Below are 17,735 nucleotides of genomic sequence, written 5' to 3'. Positions count from 1 at the left end.
CGGCGGCCGCAGGTCAGGGCAGCAGGCCCGAGCGGTAGCCCCACACGACGGTCTGCAGGCGGTCGCGGGTGCCGAGCTTGGTCATTATCCGCGTCAGGTGCGACTTCACGGTGCTCGTCTCGATCACGAGCCGGCCGCCGATCTCGTCGTTGGAGAGGCCGTCGCCGAGGAGCCGCACGATGTCCTGCTCGCGCGGCGTGAGCACCTCCGTGCCCGGGTGCACGGCGGACGCGGCCCGGCGGCGGGTGAACTCGGCCATCACGCGGCGGGTGGTGACGCCGTCGAGCGCGGCGCGGCCCTCGGCGAGCGCCCGCACGGCCTGGATGAACTCCTCGGGCTCCGCGTCCTTGAGGACGAAGCCGCGCGCGCCGGCCTCGAGCGCGCCGAAGACGTACTCGTCGAGGTCGAAGGTGGTGGCGACGAGGACGGCGGGCGCCGGCCGGTCGTCGCCGGGCCGGCGGTCGGAGGCGTCCGCGTCCGCTCCCGTGATCGCGCGGGTCGCCTCGATGCCGTCGCCGCCGGGCATGCGCACGTCCATCACCACGACGTCGGGCGCGAGGCGACGCACGAGCTCCACCGCCTCGCGACCGCCCGCGGCCTCGCCGACCACCTCGATCCCGCCTGCCGTCTCGAGCACGACGCGGAAGCCGGCGCGGACGATGGACTGGTCGTCGACCAGCACCACGCGGATCACGCGTCGGCCCTCGTCTCCGACACGTGCTCGACCGGCATCGGCTCGACCGGCATCGGCTCGACCGGCATCGGCTCCACGGGCAGCTCGAGGCGCACGCGCCAGGTGCCGGATCCGGTGGGTCCCGCCTCGAGCCGGCCGCCGACGAGCGCGGCCCGCTCCCGCATCCCGACCAGGCCGTAGCCGGGCGCGGTCGCGGGGGCGGCGACGGGCAGCGCGTTCTCGATGGTGAGGGCGATGCGCGCGGGGCCGGCCTCCGTCGTGAGGGTGACCGCGGATCCGGGCGCGTGCCGCCGGGCGTTGGCGAGCGACTCCTGCACGGTGCGGTACGCGGTGACGTCGGCGAGCGGCGCGAGCGCGGGCGTCTCGCCGGCGGTGCGCTCCTCGACCTCGGTGCCCGACGTGCGGGCGGCGGCCACGAGCCCGGGCAGGTCGGCGAGGCCCGGCACGGGGGCGGTGCCCGCGTCGCCGCCCTCGCCGTCGGATCCCTGGCGGAGGATCCCGACGATGGAGCGCAGCGCGTCGAGCGTCTCGCGGCCCTGGCGGCGGATCCCCCGGAGGGAGTCCTTGGCGCGCTCCGGGTCGAGGTCGACCAGGCGCTCGGCGGCGCCCGCCTGCACGACGAGCGCCGTCAGGTGGTGCGCGGCCACGTCGTGCAGCTCGCGGGCCATGCGCGTGCGCTCGGCGGCGACGGCGGCCCGGCTGAGCGTCGCCTGGTGCTCCAGGCTCTCCGCAGCTCGCGCGAGCACGTCGCGGTCGTGGCGGCGGCGGAGCGCGACCCAGGATCCGACGGCGGCGCCGGCCGCGGCGATGAGCAGGCCGCTGACGAGGATCGACGCGGCCGCGATGACCGTGTCGACGCTGAGCCGCACGTCCACGGTCGTGGGCACGAGCAGCCCGCGTACCTGGCCGGTGGCCGCCAGGTACGCGCCGACGGCCTCGATCCCCACGGCCGCGGCCACGACGCGCACCGCGGACGCCGGCGCGAGCCGCGCCCCGACCGTGTACGCCGCGACGACGGGCGCGGCCGCCCAGAACCCGAAGTGCGGCGGGAGCACCGCGACGAGCGCGCCCTGCAGGAGCGAGACCGCCAGGAGCGTCGACCGCGGGTGCCGGCGGCGGAAGGCGAGGGGCGCGCACTGGACGACCGCGAGGATCCCGATGAGCGCGCCCTGCACCGGCGACATGCTGCGCGAGGTGCCGTCCGCCCAGACGAGCGCGGCGAGCACGCCGAGGAGCAGCAGCGTGAGGACCGCCCAGGCCGCGGCGGCGGCCGCGTCCCGTGCGGCGTCCGTGCGGATGCCGACGCGGGCGAGACCGGCGCGGATCCCGTCGGCGAGCGCCCCGCGCGGACGGGCGGCGACGCGGGCGGTCGCGGCGGCATCGTCGGGCGTCGGGTGGGTCACGCTCCGAGCATGGCAGCCGGGACGGCCGCCGCCCGCGCCCGCGTCGTCGCGCATCAGTAGCTCACGCTCGGCGCGAGCAGGCGGAAGCCGACCGCGAAGGCGGCGACGGCGATCAGCGCGAGGAGGACGAGGATCCGGCCGGCGACGATCCACGCGCCGCGCCGCGTCCGCACGGCCTGCCACGCGGCGAGCGCGGCGGGGATCACCGCGAGGGCGCCGAGGAGCTGGAGCCCCTGCAGGGTGCGGAGCGCGGCGGCGGGGACGTCGACGAACGAGAGGGCCTGGACGGCCGCGGCCGACCAGCCGACGAGCGACACGAGGGTCACGGCCTGCCCGATGCGGGAGAGCAGGTGGGCACGGCTGCGGCGCGGTCGCGGGGCGGCGGGGACGGCGGCGTCGGCGCGGGAGGCGCGACATCGACCGATCCCGGCGATCGCCGTGGCCGGCCACACGATCACGGAGACGAGGAGCACGGCGACGGACGCGAGCAGCAGCGGCATGACCACGGACGCGACCTGCCACGGCTCGGCCCGCAGCATCGTGAAGGACGCGCCCCACGAGATCGCGTCGACCGGTCCGCCGTCGGAGGATGCGCGGGTCGCGAGCACGGCGTCGCCGCCCACCTCGCGCCACAGGTCGTCGCCCGCCTTCTCGTAGACGCCCGTCGTGACGCCGAGCGGCTTCGGGGTGACCGCGATGGTGCCGTCGGCGCGCGGGACGATCTCGGTCTGGCCGCTGAGGTTCAAGAGCGCGCCCGGGTTGGAGAACGGGGAGCGGGAGGAGAGCCAGGTGCCGGCGAGCGCGGCGGCGGCCTCGGGGTCGCCGGTCGGCGCAGCGGCGGATCCGGCTGCATCGTCGTCCGCGCGCAGGTACCGGTCGGCGAACCCCTGCAGCACGGTCGTCCGCAGCTCGAGGGTGTCGACCGCGTCGCGCCCGTTGCCGTTGAAGGTCACGAAGATGCCGGCGTCGCTGTCCGGGAACATGCGCATCGCCGTGTGGAAGACGTTGGTGTCGCCGTCGTGGCCGAACGCGGGGACGCCGGGCGTGCTGTCGTCGAAGAAGGCGAGGTCCATGCGCTGGCCGGCGGCGAGGGTGCCGAGCTGGTCGGCGCCGAGGGCCGGGCGGTGCATCTCGTCGAGGGTGGCGGGATCCAGCAGGGCCTGGTCCTCGGGCAGGTCGCCGAGGTGGCCGAGCATGAACCGGGCCATGTCGGATGCGGTGGCCGAGAGCGCACCGGCGGGCGCCGCGTTGACGACCTCCGTCGGGTAGGAGGGCTGGGCGTCGTCCGGGTAGCCCTTGGCGAGGCGCGCGTCGAGGTCGGCGGGGAGAGGCTGCGCGAAGGACGACGAGGCCATCCCGGCGCGGTCGAGCACCTCCTGCTGCACGAGGTCGACGAACGGCGTCCCGGCCACGCGCTCGGCGACGTACCCGGCGAGGCTCGCGCCGTAGTTCGAGTACGCGGGCGTGGTGCCGGGGACGAAGACCTGCGCGGGCGGATCCGTCCTCATCACGTCGCCGAGGGCGCGCTCGCTGCCGGGCACGCCGATGAGGCCCGTGATGACCTCCTCGAACCCGGACGTGTGGGTGAGGAGGTGCCGCAGCGTGACGGCGCCCTTCGGGGTGTCGAGGTCGAAGTCGAGGTACTGCTGCACGTCGGCGTCGAGGTCGAGGCGTCCCTCCTCGACGAGCTGCATGACGGCGGTGGCGGAGACCACCTTCGAGACGGAGCCGACGCGGAAGAGGGTCTCGTCGGGATCCACCTGACGGGCGGGGCTCCCCTCGGTGCCGGTGTCGGCGAGGCCGTAGCCGCGGGAGGTGAGCACCTGCCCGTCGGCGACGACGGAGACGGCGGCGCCGGGGATCCCCGTGGTCTGCAGTGCGGAGCCGACGACGCCGTCGAGCCAGGTGTCGACGTCGGCCTGCGTGAGGTCGTGGCCGCCGGGCTGGTGCTGCGGCGGGGCAGGGGGCGGCGGATCCGCGGGGGTCGCGGCGGTGGCGGCGCCCGCCGCGAGCGGGATGGCGAGGGCCAGGGCGAGCGCGCCGACGGTCGCGGCGAGGCGCCGGGAGCGGCGGCCGCGGTTCGGGGCGGCGGAAGTGGATCGGTGTGTCGTGTCCATGCCTGCAACGCTCCCGGCTGGGGCGCTCCTGCACAGGGCGCGGGAGTCGGCACCCGGGTTGCGACTCGAGTCGCAGGCGCGGGGCGACGGGCGTCGGCGGCCGGGCGGCTACGCGTCGGCGACGAGCTCGATCTTGAATCGCTCGCCGTCCTCGAGGAACGCGGCGCGGTGGTCGGGCCCGCCCGCGAACGGGTGCCGGTCCGCGTAGAGGCGCGCCCAGCCGTGGTCGGGCGCCTCGGCCCAGAGGCGGTCGACGTCGGCGGCGGATCCCGCGTGGAAGGCGAGGTGGCTGAGGCCCGCCGTGCGTCGGTCGTGCGGGGCGTCGCGCGGAGCCCGGGCGATCATGAGGTACGCGTCGCCGAGGCGGAGGCTCCGGCCGTCGGCCCAGCGGGCGTCCTCGACGTAGCCGAGCGCGCCGAGGATCCAGCCCCAGGAGCGGAGCGCGGCGTCGAGGTCACGCACCTGCAGCTCGACGTGGTGGAGGGATCCGCGGGCCGTCACGCAAGGCGCCGGCGGGCGACGGCGTGCTGCGCGAGGAACATGCCCGACTTCAGCGTCAGCCGCGGCTCCGCCCGACGCAGCAGCCGGGTCGCCGTCACGGGGTCGACCCCGCGCGCCGGGTCGACCTCGGTGAGCGTCCGCTCCGCCCACTCCAGCGCGGCGAGCGGCGGCTGGCCGCTCCGGGCGACCGGCCCGCCGAAGATCGCGTGCAGCCGCGCGCGCGGATCCTCCCGGTCGCCGAGGATCGCGGCCGCCCACCTGCTCTGCATCGTGCGTCTCCCGTCGTCGCGTCGTCCCTCCACGGTACGGAGGAGTGCCACCGGCCGCGTCCGCCGTGCGGGGGACGCGGCCGGGCGGGGCTGCGCGCGGGGACGGGGGCGCTGCCCGCGCGCCCCGCGCCCGGACGCCGTATGGTGAGCCCGTCGCCCCGCATCGCCGGGGCCGAACTACGCGCCGACCCGACGTCCCCTTTCGTCACGTGCGCGAGATGGTCCACGATGCATGCGCCGCCGCCGACACCGGCCCGACGCGCCGCTCCCGCAGGACCGGGCACGGTTTCCCGGCCGGTCCCGACGCTGCGTCCCGACACACCGATGTGCACCGCCCGGAGGCACTCCATCCCCCATGCCCGCTGCTACCCCGCCGTCGACGCCGCGCGCGTCCACGCCAGCGCACCCCCGCCGCCCGAGGACGCGGATCCCGGCAGCCGCAGCTACCTCGACTTCGCCGTCGTCGCCGAGCACGACGGCCCGCACTCCGTCGCCGTCACCTACGACCACTGCGGATCCGCACCGCTGGCCCTCGGCTTCGCCCTGGACCGCGCGCAGACCCGCACCGTGCGCTACCCGCCGCTCGCCGAGGGCGCCACCCGGCGGACGCTGGTGCTCGCCGTGCAGATGCGCCGCGGACCCGGCGTGATCCGCGTGGCCGAGGGGCCCGCAGACGCCCGGCTGAACGTGCACTCGCTCCGCGTCACGCGGATCCACCCCGGCGAGGAGGCGGACGAAGGCGTCCCCACCCCGCCCACGACCGGCACGCTCGTGGCGGAGGACGCCGTGCAGGCGGACGCCGCGTAGACCTCCAGCCCGCGACGCGGGACGACGGGCGCGGGGCCTCGCGCGGTAGCAGCGCCCCCGAAGGGGTCCACCCCTGGTATTCCCTCACCCGAGGGGCTACGTTCGCACCAGTCCCGAATGATTACCCGTCGCTGGGGACGTCGTGTGGCATTGCCGGAACGCGACGGTCCGGCGATGCGACAGCGATCACACCAGGCGCCCGCCCGATCCGGGCACCTGGGAGCAGGGCCCGACGAGCGGTCGCGCGTTCGTCGGGCTCGGGCTCCGTGCCCCTCTCCTCCCCCTACCCCTCGGCCTGCTCGGTGGGGCATCGGATCAGCTCGCGCACGTGCCCGCCCGCCGACGTACGACGATCCAGGAGACGCCATGACCGCGGAGGCCCCCGTCCCGCTCGGCAGCCGCTCGATGCGACGCGAGGACATCGAGCTCATGGTCGCGATCGCCTGGAACGCCGAGGGCCAGCAGCGTGGACTCCGCCCGCTGGCGTGGGAGCTCGGCGACGCGGACTTCGTGCACTTCATCGGCAGCGCCGACGCCTACTCGCGCCCGGCGCGACGGGAGATCATCGAGGACTGGATCGCGGAGCTCGGCCTCGCGGACGTCATCGACTCCACGGCTCCCCCGCTGCACCGCGTCGGCGGCGACATGGTGTGGACCGGCAGCATCGACTCCGTCGGCATGCAGTTCCACTACCCCGTCGACGCCGGCGACGCGGATCCGTCCGCCGACTGACTCGTCCCGCCGGACGGCACCCCCTCAGGCCGCGGGCGTGCGGAACAGGACCGGTCGCCCCTCCTGCGCCGCGATGCGCGCATCGAGGCCGGCGCGGACGGCGGGCCACTCGTCGGCGAGGATCGAGTGGATCGCGGCGTCGCGCCAGGTGCCGTCGGCGCGGAGCTGGTCGCGGCGGCACACGCCCTCGAAGGTCGCGCCGAGCTTGAGGATGGCGGCGCGCGAGTGCGCGTTGCGGGCGTCGGCCTGCAGCTTGACGCGCCCGAAGCCCGCGTCGAACGCGAGGCCGAGCAGGAGGCGCTTGGCCTCCGCGTTGACGACCGTGCCCCAGACGCGCGGGTCGTACGCGGTCCAGCCGAGGTGCGCGCGCTCGCGGCGCGTGTCGAGCTCGGTGAGGCTCGTGGTGCCGACGAGCTCGCCGTCGTGCGGGCCGCCGACGAGGATCACGGCGCACGGCAGGTCGTCCCAGCGGAAGTAGCCGCGGGCCCACGCGTCGAACTCCGCCGGGTCGGCGCGGAGGCCTGCCGACCCGCCGCCGAAGCCGCCCGCGAAGACGGCCGGGTGGGCGATGGCAGCGCGGAGGGCCGGGAGGTGATCCGGTGTGAGCGGGTCGAGCCGGACGTGGGTGCCGATGAGCGGGGCGGGCGCGGGGACGGTGGCGGTCACCCGGCCATGGTGGCAGACGCGCGGCCGGGACCCGCGGTGGTCGGGGGCCCCGGCCGGGCGGTGGATCCGGTCTAGCTCCCTGACGTGGACGTCGGCGCGGGCGTCGTGGCGGGCGTGCCGCCCGACGTCGAGCCCTCGGAGGATCCGGGCGTCGTGGCGGGAGCCGCGGGACCGGCGGGCGGGGTCGGCGCCTTGCCGTCCGCGCCGACGGGCGGGGCGGGCGGCGCGCAGCCGTCGGCAGGCGGCGCGGGCGGCGTCGCCGGGGTCCCGTCCGCGTTCGTCGGCGGGGCAGGCGGCGTCGCGGGCGTGCCGTCCGCGTTCGTGGGCGGGGTCGGCGGCGTCGCGGGCGTGCCGTCCGCGTTCGTCGGGGGCGCAGGCACCGTGGCCGTGGATCCGTCCGCGTTCGTCGGCGGCGTCGGAGGCGTGGGCGGCGTCGCCGGCGTGCCGTCCGCGTTCGTCGGCGGGGCAGGCGGCGTGGATCCGTCGGGCAGCGTCACGGGTGCCGGCGGCGTCGTGCCGTCGGGCAGCGCGGGCGGGGCGGGGCAGGTCGCGGAGGTGCCGCTCCCGGATCCGGTCTGGCCGCTCGTGTCGCCGCCGTTCCCGTCGGCGAACGCCGGCGAGGAGAACAGCGCGACGAGGCCGATCGAGGCTCCCGCGATGCCGACGGCGATGCCCGTGCGGCGCTTCCGCGGCGCCAGGGTCGGCGCACCGGGCTTCCGCGCGCCCGGCCCCTTCTCGAAGACGGTGATGGTGTCGTCCATGGTGGTCCTTCCGTGTCCGCCGCGGCGCGGGGTGCGCCGGCGGTCGTGGATCCAGGTTCGGCAGCGGATCTGAAGTCCTCCTTAAGTTCGGCGCCCCGAGCGGACATGCGGCCGGGAGCGCCCATCCGCGGCTCCTACAGTCGGCACATGCTCCCTCCCGCACGCGTCCTCGTGGTCGAGGACGACGAGGCCATCCGCGCCGCCGTCGTCTCGACCCTCACCGCCGAGCGCTTCGTCGTCCGCGGCCTGGCGTCAGGCGTCGAGCTCGAGGAGGAGGTCAAGGGCTTCCTGCCCGACCTCGTGGTGCTCGACTGGATGCTGCCCGGCCCGAGCGGGATCCAGCTGGCCGAGCGGATCCGCCGCTGGAGCGACGCGAGCGTCATCATGCTCACCGCGCGCGACGCCGTCGAGGACCGCCTGCGCGGCTTCGGCCAGGGCGTCGACGACTACATCGTCAAGCCGTTCGCGCTCGCGGAGCTGGTGGCCCGCGTCGGCGCGGTGCTGCGGCGGCGCGGGCGGCTCGCGAGCGTGGTGGAGATCGGCGACCTGCTCGTGGATCCCGACTCCGGCCTCGCGAGGCGCGGCGGCGAGCAGCTCGAGCTGACCTCGATCGAGTTCCAGCTCCTCGCGTACCTCGCCGCGCACCGCGGCCGCACGCTCTCCAAGACGCAGCTGCTCACGCAGGTGTGGGGGTACGACCAGGCCGACCCGAACCTCGTCGAGGTCCACATCAGCGCGCTGCGCAAGAAGATGGAGGCACGGGGGCCGCGGCTCCTGCACACCGTGCGCGGGCTCGGCTACCGGGTGGAGGCGTGAGCGCGCGCATCCGCGGCCGCGCTCCCGCCGCCGCGCCGGACGGCCCGCTGCGCACCGGATCCCTCCGCACGCGCACGGTCCTCGCGGTGCTCGCGCTCCTCGCGGTGCTGCTCGTGGCGCTCTCGCTCACGGTGCAGGCGATCCTCGGGGCGCAGCTCCGGCAGCAGATCCAGGACCGGCTCGCCGACCGCGCATCGGCCGCCGCCGCGCTCGTGGGCGTGCTCGACGACGACGCGCTGGCCGAGCGGCTCAGCGCGCAGGGCGTGGCCGTGCAGATCACGAGCCCGGACGGCGGCGCGGTCTCGGCGCGGCCCGGCCGGGATCCGCTCGGCGCCACGCTGCCCGGGCCGGATCCGCTCGGCGAGGCGCCCGGGTCCGGGTCGGTCAGCACCCCCGCGACGCCGCGCGCCGACGCCGTCACCGTCGCCTCCAGCTCCGTGAGCTCCTCCGCGGGCGGCATCACCCTCCGCTCCGACCTCAGCGACGGCACCGTGCTCGAGCTCTCGGCGGGCACCGGATCCGTGGACGGCACGCTCGCCTCCCTCAGCGGGATCCTCGCGTTCGCCTCCGTCGGGTTCCTGCTGCTCGCGGCGGTGGCGCTGGTCGTCGTGGTGCGCCGGACGCTGCAGCCGCTGGAGGACATGACGGGCGTCGCCCGCTCCATCGGCCGCGGCGACCGCGGCCGCCGACTCCGCCCCACCCGACCCGCGACGGAGCTCGGCCGCACCGCGACCGCGTTCGACGAGATGCTCGACGACCTCGAGCACGCGGAGCACCAGGCCCTCGCCGCAGAGGCCCGCATGCGCGCGTTCGTGGCGGATGCGGCGCACGAGCTGCGGACGCCCGTCGCCGGGATCCGGGCGTCCGCCGACGCGCTCGTGCGCACGGACCCGAGCGTCGAGGAGCGCGAACGGCTCGCGGTGCACGTGGTGCGCGAGGCGATCCGCGCCGGCCGCCTGGTCGACGACATGCTCATGATGGCGCGGCTCGACGAGGGCCTCTCGGTAGACGGCCGGCCCGTGCGCGTGCCGCCCGTGGTGGAGGCCGCGGTCGCTCAGCAGCAGGCGCGCACGCCCGGCACGCGCGTCGTCGCCGACGTCCGCGGGGCTCCTCCGGCGGTGCGCGCGGATCCCGACCGGCTCGCGCAGATCCTCGACAACCTCCTGCAGAACGCGGCCCGCTACGCCGCGTCCGAGGTGCGCGTCGAGGCGGAGGCGGGCGACGACGGATCCGTGCGCATCACGGTCGTCGACGACGGCCCCGGAGTCCCCGACGCCGATCGCGAGCGGATCTTCGACCGCCTCGTGCGCCTCGACGACGGCCGCGACCGCCAGCACGGCGGCGCCGGCCTCGGCCTCTCCATCGCCCGCGCGCTCGCCCGCGCCCAGGGCGGCGACCTCGTCTGCCTGCCCGCGGCGCCGGGCGCCGGCGCGCGCTTCCTGCTGACGCTGCCGGTGGTGGATGCGGGCTGAGGGCTTGCGCGGTCTCCGGAGATGGTGTTGATTTTCGATAACATCGAGCATCGATAAGGGGACGCCATGACGAGTACGGGGATCATCGAGAGCCGGCCGGTGCGCGAGCGGCCGCGCGTGCTGCGGATCACCCGCTTCGTACTGCTGCTCGTGATGACATGGACGGTGATCGCGGACGCGAGCCGCTCGATCACGACCGCGACCGGCCGGTACCTCTTCGTCGGAGGGGACACGGATCCCCGGCTCCCCCTCGCCGACCTGCCCCAGATCGCCGACGCCGTCCCCGCCGCGGGCGCCGACGGCACGCTGGCCGACGCCGACCTCCTGCTGCGGATCCTCGGGGCGCTGCCGTCCCTCATCCACGGCGTGACCGTGGTGTTCGCGGTCGCATGGCTCCTCCGGGCGCTCCGCGGCATCGCGCAGGGCGAGCCGTTCCACGCGTTCGTCGTCGCCAACTGGCGCCGGCTCGCGATCACGCTGCTCGTGGGCGGCGCGCTGCAGGGGATCGCCGACGTCCTCGCGCAGGCGCACCTCGCGGCGGGGCTCGGGCTCGGCGCCGCCTTCGGCGCCTTGGGGACGTTCTCCGCCGGCCAGCCCGCGGGCTCGGAGTTCCTCGGCGGCGACTACGACTCGATCAGCAGCACCGGCGCGGCCTGGCCGCTGGAACTGCTCCTCGCCGGCCTCGTCGCGCTCGCCCTCACGGCCGCGTTCCGCGCCGGCGCGCGCCTCGCCGAGGACGCCGATGGCGTCGTCTGATCCGCACCGCATCGTCTGCCACCTCGACGCGGTGCTCCGGGCGCGCGAGATGACCCTCACCGAGCTGTCGGCGCGCACGGGGATCACCATGGCCAACCTGTCGATCCTCAAGAACGACCGCGCCAAGGCCATCCGCTTCACCACCCTCACCCTCATCTGCGACGCGACGGGCGCGACCCCGCAGGAGCTGTTCTCGATCCGCCCGGCGCGCTGACGCCGCCGGTCACGACGCCGCCCCCGGCCTACGCTGACGGGATGAGCACCGACGCCCACGCCCCGCGCATCCTGTCCGACCACCGGCCCGAGGACGCGGAGGACCTCACGATCGAGGTCCCGGCGGCGCGACTGTCGGCCGTCCGCGTGCCCGCCCGCACCGGGGATCCGGCGACCGCGCCCCTCGCGCTGCTCGTGCCCGGCTTCACGGGATCCAAGGAGGACTTCTTCCCGCTGCTCGGCCCGCTCGCCGACCGCGGCTTCACGGTCGTGGCGTTCTCGCAGCGCGGGCAGTGGGGATCCACCGGCCCCGGCCAGGCCGAGCCGCCCGTCGACGCGACCGGCTACGAGCTCGAGACCCTCGGCCAGGACGTGCACCACGTGGTGGACGCGCTCGCCGGTCACGGTGGATCCGGCGGCCGTCACGTCGCGACCGACGCGACACCGGCCGCGCCCCTCGGCCCCGTGCACCTCCTCGGCCACAGCTTCGGCGGCGTCGTCAGCATGCAGGCCGTGATCCGCGATCCGGGCCGCTTCGCCAGCTACACGCACTGGAACTCGGGCCCCCTCAGCCGTGGCGAGCGATCGGAGGGCATCGCCGCGATCCGCGCGCACGGCAGCGCCGGGCTCTGGCCGCTGTGGTTCCTGCCCGAGCAGCTCGACGGCGACGACCCCGAGGTGGCATGGTTCCGCACGCGCCTGTTCGGCACGGCGTCGGCGCAGCTGCTCGGAGCGCTCGAGATCATGCAGGCGCAGACCGACCGTGTCGACGAGCTGCGCGCCACCGGGATCCCGGTCCTCGTCTCCCACGGCGACGCCGACGACGCGTGGCCGCAGGACTGGCAGCGCGACATGGCCGAGCGCGCGGGCGCCCGCTACGAAGTGGTCGCGGACGCCGGCCACTCCGCGCAGGTCGACCAGCCGGAGGCGAGCGCGGACCTCCTCGCGGGCTTCTGGCGGAGCGTGGCGCCCACCTCCTGATCGCCCGGGCGGTTCGCGCCCCCCAGGATCGGGCCCGTCAGGACAGCCGGCCCGTGTCCTCCTGGAACCACCGGATCAGCTCGAGGAGCGCGGGCCGGATGGCGTCGTCCGGTCGCTCGCCCTGCAGGTCGTCGAAGGTGTCGCGGTAGCCGGGGATCCGCTCGGCCACGCGGGCGTCGTACTTCGCCATCCCCATCGTCCAGTCGGGGAACTGCCGCTCGGTGATGCGCTCCTCCATCAGCGTGGAGATGCGACCGTGGCGGTCGTCGGCGAGGATCGCGGCCATGCGCTCCCGGACGTCGGCGTCCTCGCCCTCGATCAGCTGGAGGAAGCGGCCCTGCCGGTGGACGAGCAGGCCGGTGAGCCCGTGGGCCTCGTTGGTCGCGCGGCTCTGCGCGAGGAGCTGGGCGAGGTCGATGTCGTCGAAGGACCGCTCGGCGGTGCTGGAGTAGACGATGCAGAGCATGGTGTCCTTCCGCGCGCTCGGGGGCGCGTCCTCGGGCGGGACCGGATCCCGCCGCCCTTCCAGCCTGGTCCTCCGGCGCGGCTGCGACCAGGGCGACCAGGGATCCATCGTCCGGCCGATGCCGTCGGCGCGGCGTCCCGAATAGGTTCCGGCCATGATCATCTGGCTGAACGGCACGCACGGGGTGGGCAAGACGACGACGGCGCGGCTCGTGCAGGAGCGGATCCCCGACAGCCGCGTCCTCGACGCAGAGAAGGTCGGCGAGGTGCTCATGGACATCCGGCCGCCGCTCCCGCAGCTGGACGACTTCCAGCACTGGACGCCGTGGCGCCCGCTCGTCGTCGAGACGGCCCGCCGCGTGCTCGGCTACACGGGCGGCACGCTCGTGATGCCCATGACAGTGCTCACGGAGGCGTACTGGCGCGAGATCAGCGGGGGCCTCGCCGCCCACGGCATCCCCATCCGCCACTTCGTGCTGCACGCGGACACCGCGACGCTCCGGGACCGGATCCAGAACGACGCGGACCTCGGCCCGTCAGCATTCCGCGTCTCCCGCGTCGAGCCCTACGCGGAGGCGGCGCGCACCTGGCTGCACGCGGAGGCGGAGGTGGTCGACACGTCGCGGATCACGCCTGCCGACGCGGCGGATCGGATCGCGGAGGCCGTGCTCGCGGGAGCGCCCGGCGCCTGATCCTCGTCAGGCGCGATCGTGCAGCGTCACGTGGTAGCCGTCCGGGTCCGCGAACGCGAACGTGCGGCCGAACGGGCCGTCGAACGGCGCGGTCACGATGCTGTGCCCGTCGGCCACGAGCGCGTCGTGGATCTCCTGGACGTCGGTCGCGTGCAGCCACACCGCCGTGCCGATCCCGGGCTGCGGGGTGCCCGCGATGTCGGTTCCGGGGACGACATCGCGGAGCGCGAACGCGATGGGCGTCGTGGTGAAGACGACCGCGTGCGGGGGTCCTGCGGGCGAGCGGACGAGGCCGAGGAAGCGCTCGTAGAACGCCTGCGACGCGTCGAGGTCGGTGACCTGGAGCGAGATGAAGTCGGGGCCGGTGACGGGCATGGTGTCTCCTCTATTTGATGTCAGATGCCTGACACCAAGGAGCGTATGTCAGACTGCTGACATGAGTCAAGGCGCCGACGGCATCGACCTCCCGACCTCCCTCGGCTACCTGCTGAAGGAGGCCGCGAGCGCCCTGCGCGCCGCCATGGAGGAGGCGCTCCGGCCCCTCGGCATGACGATCACGCACTACTCCTGCCTGGAGCTCCTCGCCCAGCGCCCCGGATCCTCGAACTCCGACCTCGCCCGCGGCGCCTTCGTGACGCGCCAGTCGATGAACGTGCTGCTGCAGACCCTCGAGCGCGACGGGATCGTCACGCGCCCGGCGGAGGAGGCGATCGGCCGGGTGCAGCCGACTCGGCTCACCGCGGCGGGCCGCCGACAGCTGGCGAAGGCGAGCGCGGCCGTGCGCACGGTCGAGCTGCGGATGCTGGCCGACCTCAGCGACGCCGACCGGGAGGCGGCCACGCGGATCCTGCGCGGCATGGTGCGGTCGTTGCGCGCTCACTAGGGAAGTGGATGCGTTCAGCGTCGAGCCGCACTCCGACCGCTGGTACGCGACGGCCATCTGGACGCGAGCGCGGCTAGCCTCGCAGCATGCGACCCGACTGGATCGAGCACCGGAGATCCGACGACCGCGAGCTCGTGGGGTGGATGGAGCCGGTCGACGAGGGGTTCGTCGCCATCGACCTCCTCGGACGGCACCGGACAGGCGTCGTGGACTGGCTGGTCGCCGAGGAGACCCTCGATGCGCTCGGCCTGGGCTACCTCGCCGACCCGCACGAGCTGAGGCTCGAGGACGGTTCGTGGCTGCGCGTGCGGATCGCCGAGGCGTCGCCCGAGGAGATCAGGGTGACGAAGGACGAGTGGGGCGAGACGACCGCGACGCGGCTGTCGTACACCGTGCCCTTCCCGGTGGACGAGGATCGCCTCCGCCCTGCGGATCCGCTCCAGCGGTAGCGGGCAGCCCTCCGGACCGGAGGCCGCGAGCGCCCTGCGCGCCGCCATGGACGAGGCGTTGCGCCCCCGCGGCATGACGATCACGCACTACTCGTGCCTGGAGCTCCTCGCGTAGCGCCCCGGATCCTCGAACTCCGGCCTCGCCCGCGGCGCCTTCGTGATGCGCCCGTCCATGAACGTGCTGCTGCAGTCCCTCGAGCGCGACGGCATCGTCACGCGCCCCGCCGAGGAGGCGGTCGGCCGCGTGCAACCCACGCGCCTCACCGCGGCCGGCCGCCGGCAGCTGGCGAAGGCGAGCGCGGCCGTGCGCGCGGTCGAGCTGCGGATGCTGGCCGACCTCAGCGACGCCGACCGGGAGGCGATGTCCTCCGCGCTGCGGAAAGTGGTGACGGCCCTGCGGACGGACGAGCAGGGAGCGAGCATCGAGAAGCGTGAGCCGTGAAGCGCTAACCGGCCACGACCGCCGACGCGATCTCCAGCAGCACCTCGTGCGCGCGGCGCGCCCTGGCGACGTCGTCCGAGGAGACGGGGCGATGCGCGTAGCCCGCCTTGGTCTTCATCGCGAGCAGCCTCTCGAGGTGCTTGGCCGCATCCGGATCCGCCCTGCGGAGCATCGCCACCGACTCCTGGTGGTTGCCTGTCGGCGAGTACTCACCGCTGACGACGATCGAGATGACATCGCCGGAAGCGATGCCGGAGTGCACCGCGAGGGTTACGTAGGCATCGCCGAACTCATCGGCGTCGTCGGAGGCAGCGTCCGCGAACAGGTCCGCGGCGTCCGCGAACTGCCTCGCCTTGCGGAATCGACCGTCCGCTTCGGTCCGCCCTGCTTCGCGCACCGGTGTCATGCCGCTCCGATCTCCTTCCGGAAGCGCGCCGCACTCCCCGTCAACACGATCCCCTCATCGGCGATCGACTCCAGGAGCGGCTCTTCCGCGGCCGCCCCTCGGATGTCGTCGAGACCGTAGTCGATGATCCGTGGATCGTTTCCCGTCCACCGATGGATCCGTCGCGTGAGCTCCGAGACGTCGTCCGACCACTCGTCGGAGGCGGCCCGATCTCGCACGAGCAGCAGATCGAGATCGCTGTCGACCTCCATGGAGAGCCGCGCCCCCGAGCCGAAGAGGACGGCGAACCGCGGTGCGACGCGGAACGCCGTGAGGGAGGCCCGGATGCGGTCGTGGAGCTCTCGATCGAGACGCGCGAGCTCGAGGATCGCCGGAGCCGCGAGATGGTCGCGGTTCAGCCGGTGCAGCACGGCCTTTCCGGCCGGTTGCGTGTCGACGACGCCCTGGACGGCCAGCCGGCGCAGGACGCGGCGGATGCCCTCGGGCGACCCCGATCCCGCGAGGCTGCGGATCCGCGCGACCGTGAACCAGGAGTCGGATCGGGCGAGCACGCGGAGGACGTCCCCGTCGAACGTCGGAGTGATCGTGCGGAAAGGATGCTGCAGCTGCATGCCCAGGATCGTAGTCGATCGCCAACTATCCTGGTCGATTCGATCGAGAGGGTCGCAGGTGGGATCCGGTGATCGGCCTGCCCTACCGCTCGACGACGAGCCGCCGCAGCTCCGCCGACGACACGTACCCGAACCGGTGCAGCTCGCGCCACGCCGCCACGTACTGCTCCTGGCCCATGTCCAGATCGGCCTGGAGGCGCGCGCGGTTCATGGTGCGGGCGTCCGCGCGGCTGAGGAAGCGCGCGAGGTCCGACGCGTCCGTGCCGAGGCGGGCGTCGTCGGCCCAGCCGTCGTGGATCAGGGTCAGGCCTCGAGGAGGTCGTGCAGCACGACGACCTGCTCGCGCTCCGGGCCCACGCCGATGGCGGAGATGCGGGCGCCGCTCATGCGCTCGATGGCCGTCACGTAGTCCTGCGCGTTCTTCGGGAGGTCCTCGAAGCGGCGGCAGCCGGTGATGTCCTCCTGCCAGCCCGGGAACTCCTCGTAGATGGGGGTCGCGTGGTGGAAGTCGGACTGCGAGACGGGCACCTCGTCGTGGCGCACGCCGTCGACGTCGTAGGCGACGCACACCGGGATGGTCGCGAGCCCCGAGAGCACGTCGAGCTTGGTGAGCACGAAGTCGGTGACGCCGTTGATGCGGGCCGTGTAGCGCGCGATGGGCGCGTCGTACCAGCCGCAGCGGCGCGGGCGGCCGGTGGTGGTGCCGAACTCGAAGCCCTTGGCGCGCAGGTACTCGCCCGACTCGTCGTGCAGCTCCGTGGGGAACGGGCCGGCGCCGACGCGGGTCGTGTACGCCTTGACGACCGCGATGATCCGCTCGAGGCGGTTCGGCGCGACGCCCGAGCCCGTGGCCGCGCCGCCGGACGTGGCGCTCGACGACGTGACGAACGGGTACGTGCCGTGGTCGATGTCGAGCATGGTGGCCTGGCCGGCCTCGAACAGCACGGTCTTGCCGGCGTCGAGCGCGGCGTTCAGCTCGAGCGACGCGTCGCCGACCATCGGGCGCAGGCGCTCGACGTAGGAGAGGAGGCTCTCGACGATCTCCTCGGCCGAGATGGCGCGGCGGTTGTAGATCTTGACGAGCATGTGGTTCTTGGCGTCGAGGGCCGCCTCCACCTTCTGGCGCAGGATGTTCTCGTCGAAGAGGTCCTGGATCCGGATGCCGACGCGGTTGATCTTGTCGGCGTACGTGGGCCCGATGCCGCGGCCGGTGGTGCCGATCTGGCGCTTGCCGAGGAAGCGCTCCGTGACCTTGTCGATGGTGCGGTGGTAGTGCGTGATGATGTGCGCGTTGGCGCTCACGCGGAGCTTCGAGACGTCGACCCCGCGGGCGGCGAGCGCGTCGAGCTCGTGGAACAGCACCTCGATGTCGACGACGACGCCGTTGCCGATGACGGGCACGACGCCCGGCGTGAGGATGCCCGACGGCAGCAGGTGCAGCGCGTACTTCTCGTCGCCGACGACGACCGTGTGGCCGGCGTTGTTGCCGCCGTTGAACTTGACGACGTAGTCGACGCGGCTGCCGAGGAGGTCGGTCGCGCGTCCCTTGCCCTCGTCACCCCACTGGGCTCCGATGATCACTACTGCGGGCATGGCTCA

At 74.5% G+C, this 17,735-nt stretch carries 23 protein-coding genes and 1 pseudogene; 11 read left to right on the top strand and 13 right to left on the bottom strand.

What is annotated here, in order from left to right; translation table 11 throughout:
- Positions 1 to 13 precede the first annotated feature (13 nt).
- The 5 genes from NL142_RS03475 to NL142_RS03455 form a co-directional block, all read right to left on the bottom strand.
- Complete coding sequence (locus NL142_RS03475) at positions 14 to 694, bottom strand: response regulator transcription factor (protein WP_435080982.1); 681 nt, start codon at positions 692 to 694, stop codon at positions 14 to 16.
- The gene (locus NL142_RS03470) at positions 691 to 2,097 is read right to left on the bottom strand and encodes a sensor histidine kinase (RefSeq protein ID WP_435080981.1); all 1,407 of its coding nucleotides are present in this window, start codon (positions 2,095 to 2,097) and stop codon (positions 691 to 693) included. The genes NL142_RS03475 and NL142_RS03470 overlap by 4 nt, the downstream gene beginning before the upstream one ends.
- Before the next feature lie 53 nt (positions 2,098 to 2,150).
- Positions 2,151 to 4,214: a serine hydrolase domain-containing protein gene (locus NL142_RS03465; RefSeq protein ID WP_435080980.1), complete on the bottom strand. Its 2,064-nt coding sequence runs from the start codon at positions 4,212 to 4,214 to the stop codon at positions 2,151 to 2,153.
- A gap of 108 nt (positions 4,215 to 4,322) precedes the next feature.
- Complete coding sequence (locus NL142_RS03460) at positions 4,323 to 4,715, bottom strand: VOC family protein (RefSeq protein ID WP_435080979.1); 393 nt, start codon at positions 4,713 to 4,715, stop codon at positions 4,323 to 4,325.
- Positions 4,712 to 5,035 (bottom strand): hypothetical protein, encoded by a 324-nt coding sequence (locus NL142_RS03455; RefSeq protein ID WP_435080978.1) that lies wholly within the window; start codon positions 5,033 to 5,035, stop codon positions 4,712 to 4,714. Before NL142_RS03455 ends, NL142_RS03460 begins: the two co-directional genes overlap by 4 nt.
- 273 nt (positions 5,036 to 5,308) lie before the next feature.
- Between NL142_RS03455 and NL142_RS03450 the strand changes: the two genes are divergently transcribed.
- Both NL142_RS03450 and NL142_RS03445 read left to right on the top strand, forming a co-directional pair.
- Positions 5,309 to 5,791: a hypothetical protein gene (locus tag NL142_RS03450; protein ID WP_435080977.1), complete on the top strand. Its 483-nt coding sequence runs from the start codon at positions 5,309 to 5,311 to the stop codon at positions 5,789 to 5,791.
- Positions 5,792 to 6,157: 366 nt separating this feature from the next.
- Positions 6,158 to 6,523 (top strand): hypothetical protein, encoded by a 366-nt coding sequence (locus NL142_RS03445; RefSeq protein ID WP_435080976.1) that lies wholly within the window; start codon positions 6,158 to 6,160, stop codon positions 6,521 to 6,523.
- A gap of 24 nt (positions 6,524 to 6,547) precedes the next feature.
- Here NL142_RS03445 and NL142_RS03440 read toward each other — a convergent pair whose 3' ends face one another.
- On the bottom strand, positions 6,548 to 7,189 hold the full coding sequence (locus tag NL142_RS03440) for a GNAT family N-acetyltransferase (RefSeq protein ID WP_435080975.1): 642 nt from the start codon (positions 7,187 to 7,189) through the stop codon (positions 6,548 to 6,550).
- Positions 7,190 to 7,260: 71 nt separating this feature from the next.
- Positions 7,261 to 7,950, bottom strand: coding sequence for a hypothetical protein (locus tag NL142_RS03435; protein WP_435080974.1), 690 nt, complete (start codon positions 7,948 to 7,950; stop codon positions 7,261 to 7,263).
- Between the two features lie 147 nt (positions 7,951 to 8,097).
- Between NL142_RS03435 and NL142_RS03430 the strand changes: the two genes are divergently transcribed.
- From NL142_RS03430 to NL142_RS03410, 5 genes are all read left to right on the top strand, one after another.
- Positions 8,098 to 8,766, top strand: a complete 669-nt coding sequence (locus NL142_RS03430) for a response regulator transcription factor (RefSeq protein ID WP_119373824.1) — start codon at positions 8,098 to 8,100, stop codon at positions 8,764 to 8,766.
- Positions 8,763 to 10,238 carry a sensor histidine kinase gene (locus tag NL142_RS03425; protein WP_435080973.1) on the top strand — a complete coding sequence of 492 codons (1,476 nt, stop codon included), beginning with the start codon at positions 8,763 to 8,765 and terminating at the stop codon, positions 10,236 to 10,238. The genes NL142_RS03430 and NL142_RS03425 overlap by 4 nt, the downstream gene beginning before the upstream one ends.
- 66 nt (positions 10,239 to 10,304) lie before the next feature.
- A complete protein-coding gene (locus NL142_RS03420) occupies positions 10,305 to 10,994 on the top strand; it encodes a hypothetical protein (RefSeq protein ID WP_435080972.1) in 690 nt (229 codons plus the stop codon).
- Positions 10,981 to 11,208 carry a helix-turn-helix domain-containing protein gene (locus NL142_RS03415; protein ID WP_435080971.1) on the top strand — a complete coding sequence of 76 codons (228 nt, stop codon included), beginning with the start codon at positions 10,981 to 10,983 and terminating at the stop codon, positions 11,206 to 11,208. Before NL142_RS03420 ends, NL142_RS03415 begins: the two co-directional genes overlap by 14 nt.
- Before the next feature lie 41 nt (positions 11,209 to 11,249).
- Positions 11,250 to 12,188 (top strand): alpha/beta fold hydrolase, encoded by a 939-nt coding sequence (locus NL142_RS03410; RefSeq protein WP_435080970.1) that lies wholly within the window; start codon positions 11,250 to 11,252, stop codon positions 12,186 to 12,188.
- Between the two features lie 37 nt (positions 12,189 to 12,225).
- Here the strand turns inward: NL142_RS03410 and NL142_RS03405 are convergent, their stop codons facing one another.
- Positions 12,226 to 12,810, bottom strand: a complete 585-nt coding sequence (locus NL142_RS03405; protein ID WP_435080969.1) for a BLUF domain-containing protein — start codon at positions 12,808 to 12,810, stop codon at positions 12,226 to 12,228.
- On the opposite strand from NL142_RS03405, the gene NL142_RS03400 reads away from it, so the two are divergent.
- On the top strand, positions 12,809 to 13,345 hold the full coding sequence (locus NL142_RS03400; RefSeq protein WP_435080968.1) for a P-loop nucleotide/nucleoside kinase family protein: 537 nt from the start codon (positions 12,809 to 12,811) through the stop codon (positions 13,343 to 13,345). The two genes, NL142_RS03405 and NL142_RS03400, sit on opposite strands and share 2 nt — an antisense overlap.
- Before the next feature lie 6 nt (positions 13,346 to 13,351).
- On the opposite strand, the gene NL142_RS03395 is transcribed toward NL142_RS03400, so the two are convergent.
- Entirely contained in the window at positions 13,352 to 13,720 is a 369-nt protein-coding gene (locus NL142_RS03395) for a VOC family protein (RefSeq protein WP_435080967.1), read from the bottom strand.
- A gap of 61 nt (positions 13,721 to 13,781) precedes the next feature.
- Between NL142_RS03395 and NL142_RS03390 the strand changes: the two genes are divergently transcribed.
- The 3 genes and pseudogenes from NL142_RS03390 (at position 13,782) to NL142_RS03380 (ending at position 15,119) form a co-directional block, all read left to right on the top strand.
- Positions 13,782 to 14,228: a MarR family winged helix-turn-helix transcriptional regulator gene (locus tag NL142_RS03390; protein ID WP_435080966.1), complete on the top strand. Its 447-nt coding sequence runs from the start codon at positions 13,782 to 13,784 to the stop codon at positions 14,226 to 14,228.
- 86 nt (positions 14,229 to 14,314) lie between these two features.
- The gene (locus NL142_RS03385) at positions 14,315 to 14,677 is read left to right on the top strand and encodes a hypothetical protein (protein ID WP_194683380.1); all 363 of its coding nucleotides are present in this window, start codon (positions 14,315 to 14,317) and stop codon (positions 14,675 to 14,677) included.
- A pseudogene (locus NL142_RS03380) lies at positions 14,643 to 15,119 on the top strand (MarR family winged helix-turn-helix transcriptional regulator). Before NL142_RS03385 ends, NL142_RS03380 begins: the two are co-directional and overlap by 35 nt.
- Before the next feature lie 4 nt (positions 15,120 to 15,123).
- Here the strand turns inward: NL142_RS03380 and NL142_RS03375 are convergent.
- From NL142_RS03375 to NL142_RS03360, 4 genes are all read right to left on the bottom strand, one after another.
- Positions 15,124 to 15,525, bottom strand: a complete 402-nt coding sequence (locus tag NL142_RS03375; protein ID WP_194683381.1) for a hypothetical protein — start codon at positions 15,523 to 15,525, stop codon at positions 15,124 to 15,126.
- A complete protein-coding gene (locus NL142_RS03370; protein ID WP_435080965.1) occupies positions 15,522 to 16,136 on the bottom strand; it encodes a hypothetical protein in 615 nt (204 codons plus the stop codon). The genes NL142_RS03375 and NL142_RS03370 overlap by 4 nt, the downstream gene beginning before the upstream one ends.
- 82 nt (positions 16,137 to 16,218) lie before the next feature.
- Positions 16,219 to 16,347, bottom strand: coding sequence for a hypothetical protein (locus tag NL142_RS03365; RefSeq protein ID WP_255522714.1), 129 nt, complete (start codon positions 16,345 to 16,347; stop codon positions 16,219 to 16,221).
- Positions 16,348 to 16,439: 92 nt separating this feature from the next.
- Positions 16,440 to 17,729, bottom strand: coding sequence for an adenylosuccinate synthase (locus NL142_RS03360; protein ID WP_435080964.1), 1,290 nt, complete (start codon positions 17,727 to 17,729; stop codon positions 16,440 to 16,442).
- Between the last annotated feature and the right edge of the window lie 6 nt (positions 17,730 to 17,735).

It is taken from the genome of Clavibacter quasicaliforniensis (genome assembly GCF_051201715.1).
GTDB classification, from domain to species: Bacteria; Actinomycetota; Actinomycetes; order Actinomycetales; family Microbacteriaceae; genus Clavibacter; species Clavibacter seminis.
The sequence above is the reverse complement of the archived record's forward strand: the minus strand, read 5'-3'. Positions and strand labels throughout refer to the sequence as shown.

Bases quoted from the DNA above. Each gene is read 5' to 3' on its own strand.
- NL142_RS03465 (WP_435080980.1), bottom strand. From the start codon at position 4,214: ATGGACACGACACACCGATCCACTTCCGCCGCCCCGAACCGCGGCCGC.
- NL142_RS03450 (WP_435080977.1), top strand. From the start codon at position 5,309: ATGTGCACCGCCCGGAGGCACTCCATCCCCCATGCCCGCTGCTACCCC.
- NL142_RS03445 (WP_435080976.1), top strand. From the start codon at position 6,158: ATGACCGCGGAGGCCCCCGTCCCGCTCGGCAGCCGCTCGATGCGACGC.
- NL142_RS03435 (WP_435080974.1), bottom strand. From the start codon at position 7,950: ATGGACGACACCATCACCGTCTTCGAGAAGGGGCCGGGCGCGCGGAAG.
- NL142_RS03430 (WP_119373824.1), top strand. From the start codon at position 8,098: ATGCTCCCTCCCGCACGCGTCCTCGTGGTCGAGGACGACGAGGCCATC.
- NL142_RS03420 (WP_435080972.1), top strand. From the start codon at position 10,305: ATGACGAGTACGGGGATCATCGAGAGCCGGCCGGTGCGCGAGCGGCCG.
- NL142_RS03415 (WP_435080971.1), top strand. From the start codon at position 10,981: ATGGCGTCGTCTGATCCGCACCGCATCGTCTGCCACCTCGACGCGGTG.
- NL142_RS03410 (WP_435080970.1), top strand. From the start codon at position 11,250: ATGAGCACCGACGCCCACGCCCCGCGCATCCTGTCCGACCACCGGCCC.
- NL142_RS03400 (WP_435080968.1), top strand. From the start codon at position 12,809: ATGATCATCTGGCTGAACGGCACGCACGGGGTGGGCAAGACGACGACG.
- NL142_RS03405 (WP_435080969.1), bottom strand. From the start codon at position 12,810: ATGGCCGGAACCTATTCGGGACGCCGCGCCGACGGCATCGGCCGGACG.
- NL142_RS03395 (WP_435080967.1), bottom strand. From the start codon at position 13,720: ATGCCCGTCACCGGCCCCGACTTCATCTCGCTCCAGGTCACCGACCTC.
- NL142_RS03390 (WP_435080966.1), top strand. From the start codon at position 13,782: ATGAGTCAAGGCGCCGACGGCATCGACCTCCCGACCTCCCTCGGCTAC.
- NL142_RS03385 (WP_194683380.1), top strand. From the start codon at position 14,315: ATGCGACCCGACTGGATCGAGCACCGGAGATCCGACGACCGCGAGCTC.
- NL142_RS03375 (WP_194683381.1), bottom strand. From the start codon at position 15,525: ATGACACCGGTGCGCGAAGCAGGGCGGACCGAAGCGGACGGTCGATTC.
- NL142_RS03370 (WP_435080965.1), bottom strand. From the start codon at position 16,136: ATGCAGCTGCAGCATCCTTTCCGCACGATCACTCCGACGTTCGACGGG.
- NL142_RS03365 (WP_255522714.1), bottom strand. From the start codon at position 16,347: ATGAACCGCGCGCGCCTCCAGGCCGATCTGGACATGGGCCAGGAGCAG.
- NL142_RS03360 (WP_435080964.1), bottom strand. From the start codon at position 17,729: ATGCCCGCAGTAGTGATCATCGGAGCCCAGTGGGGTGACGAGGGCAAG.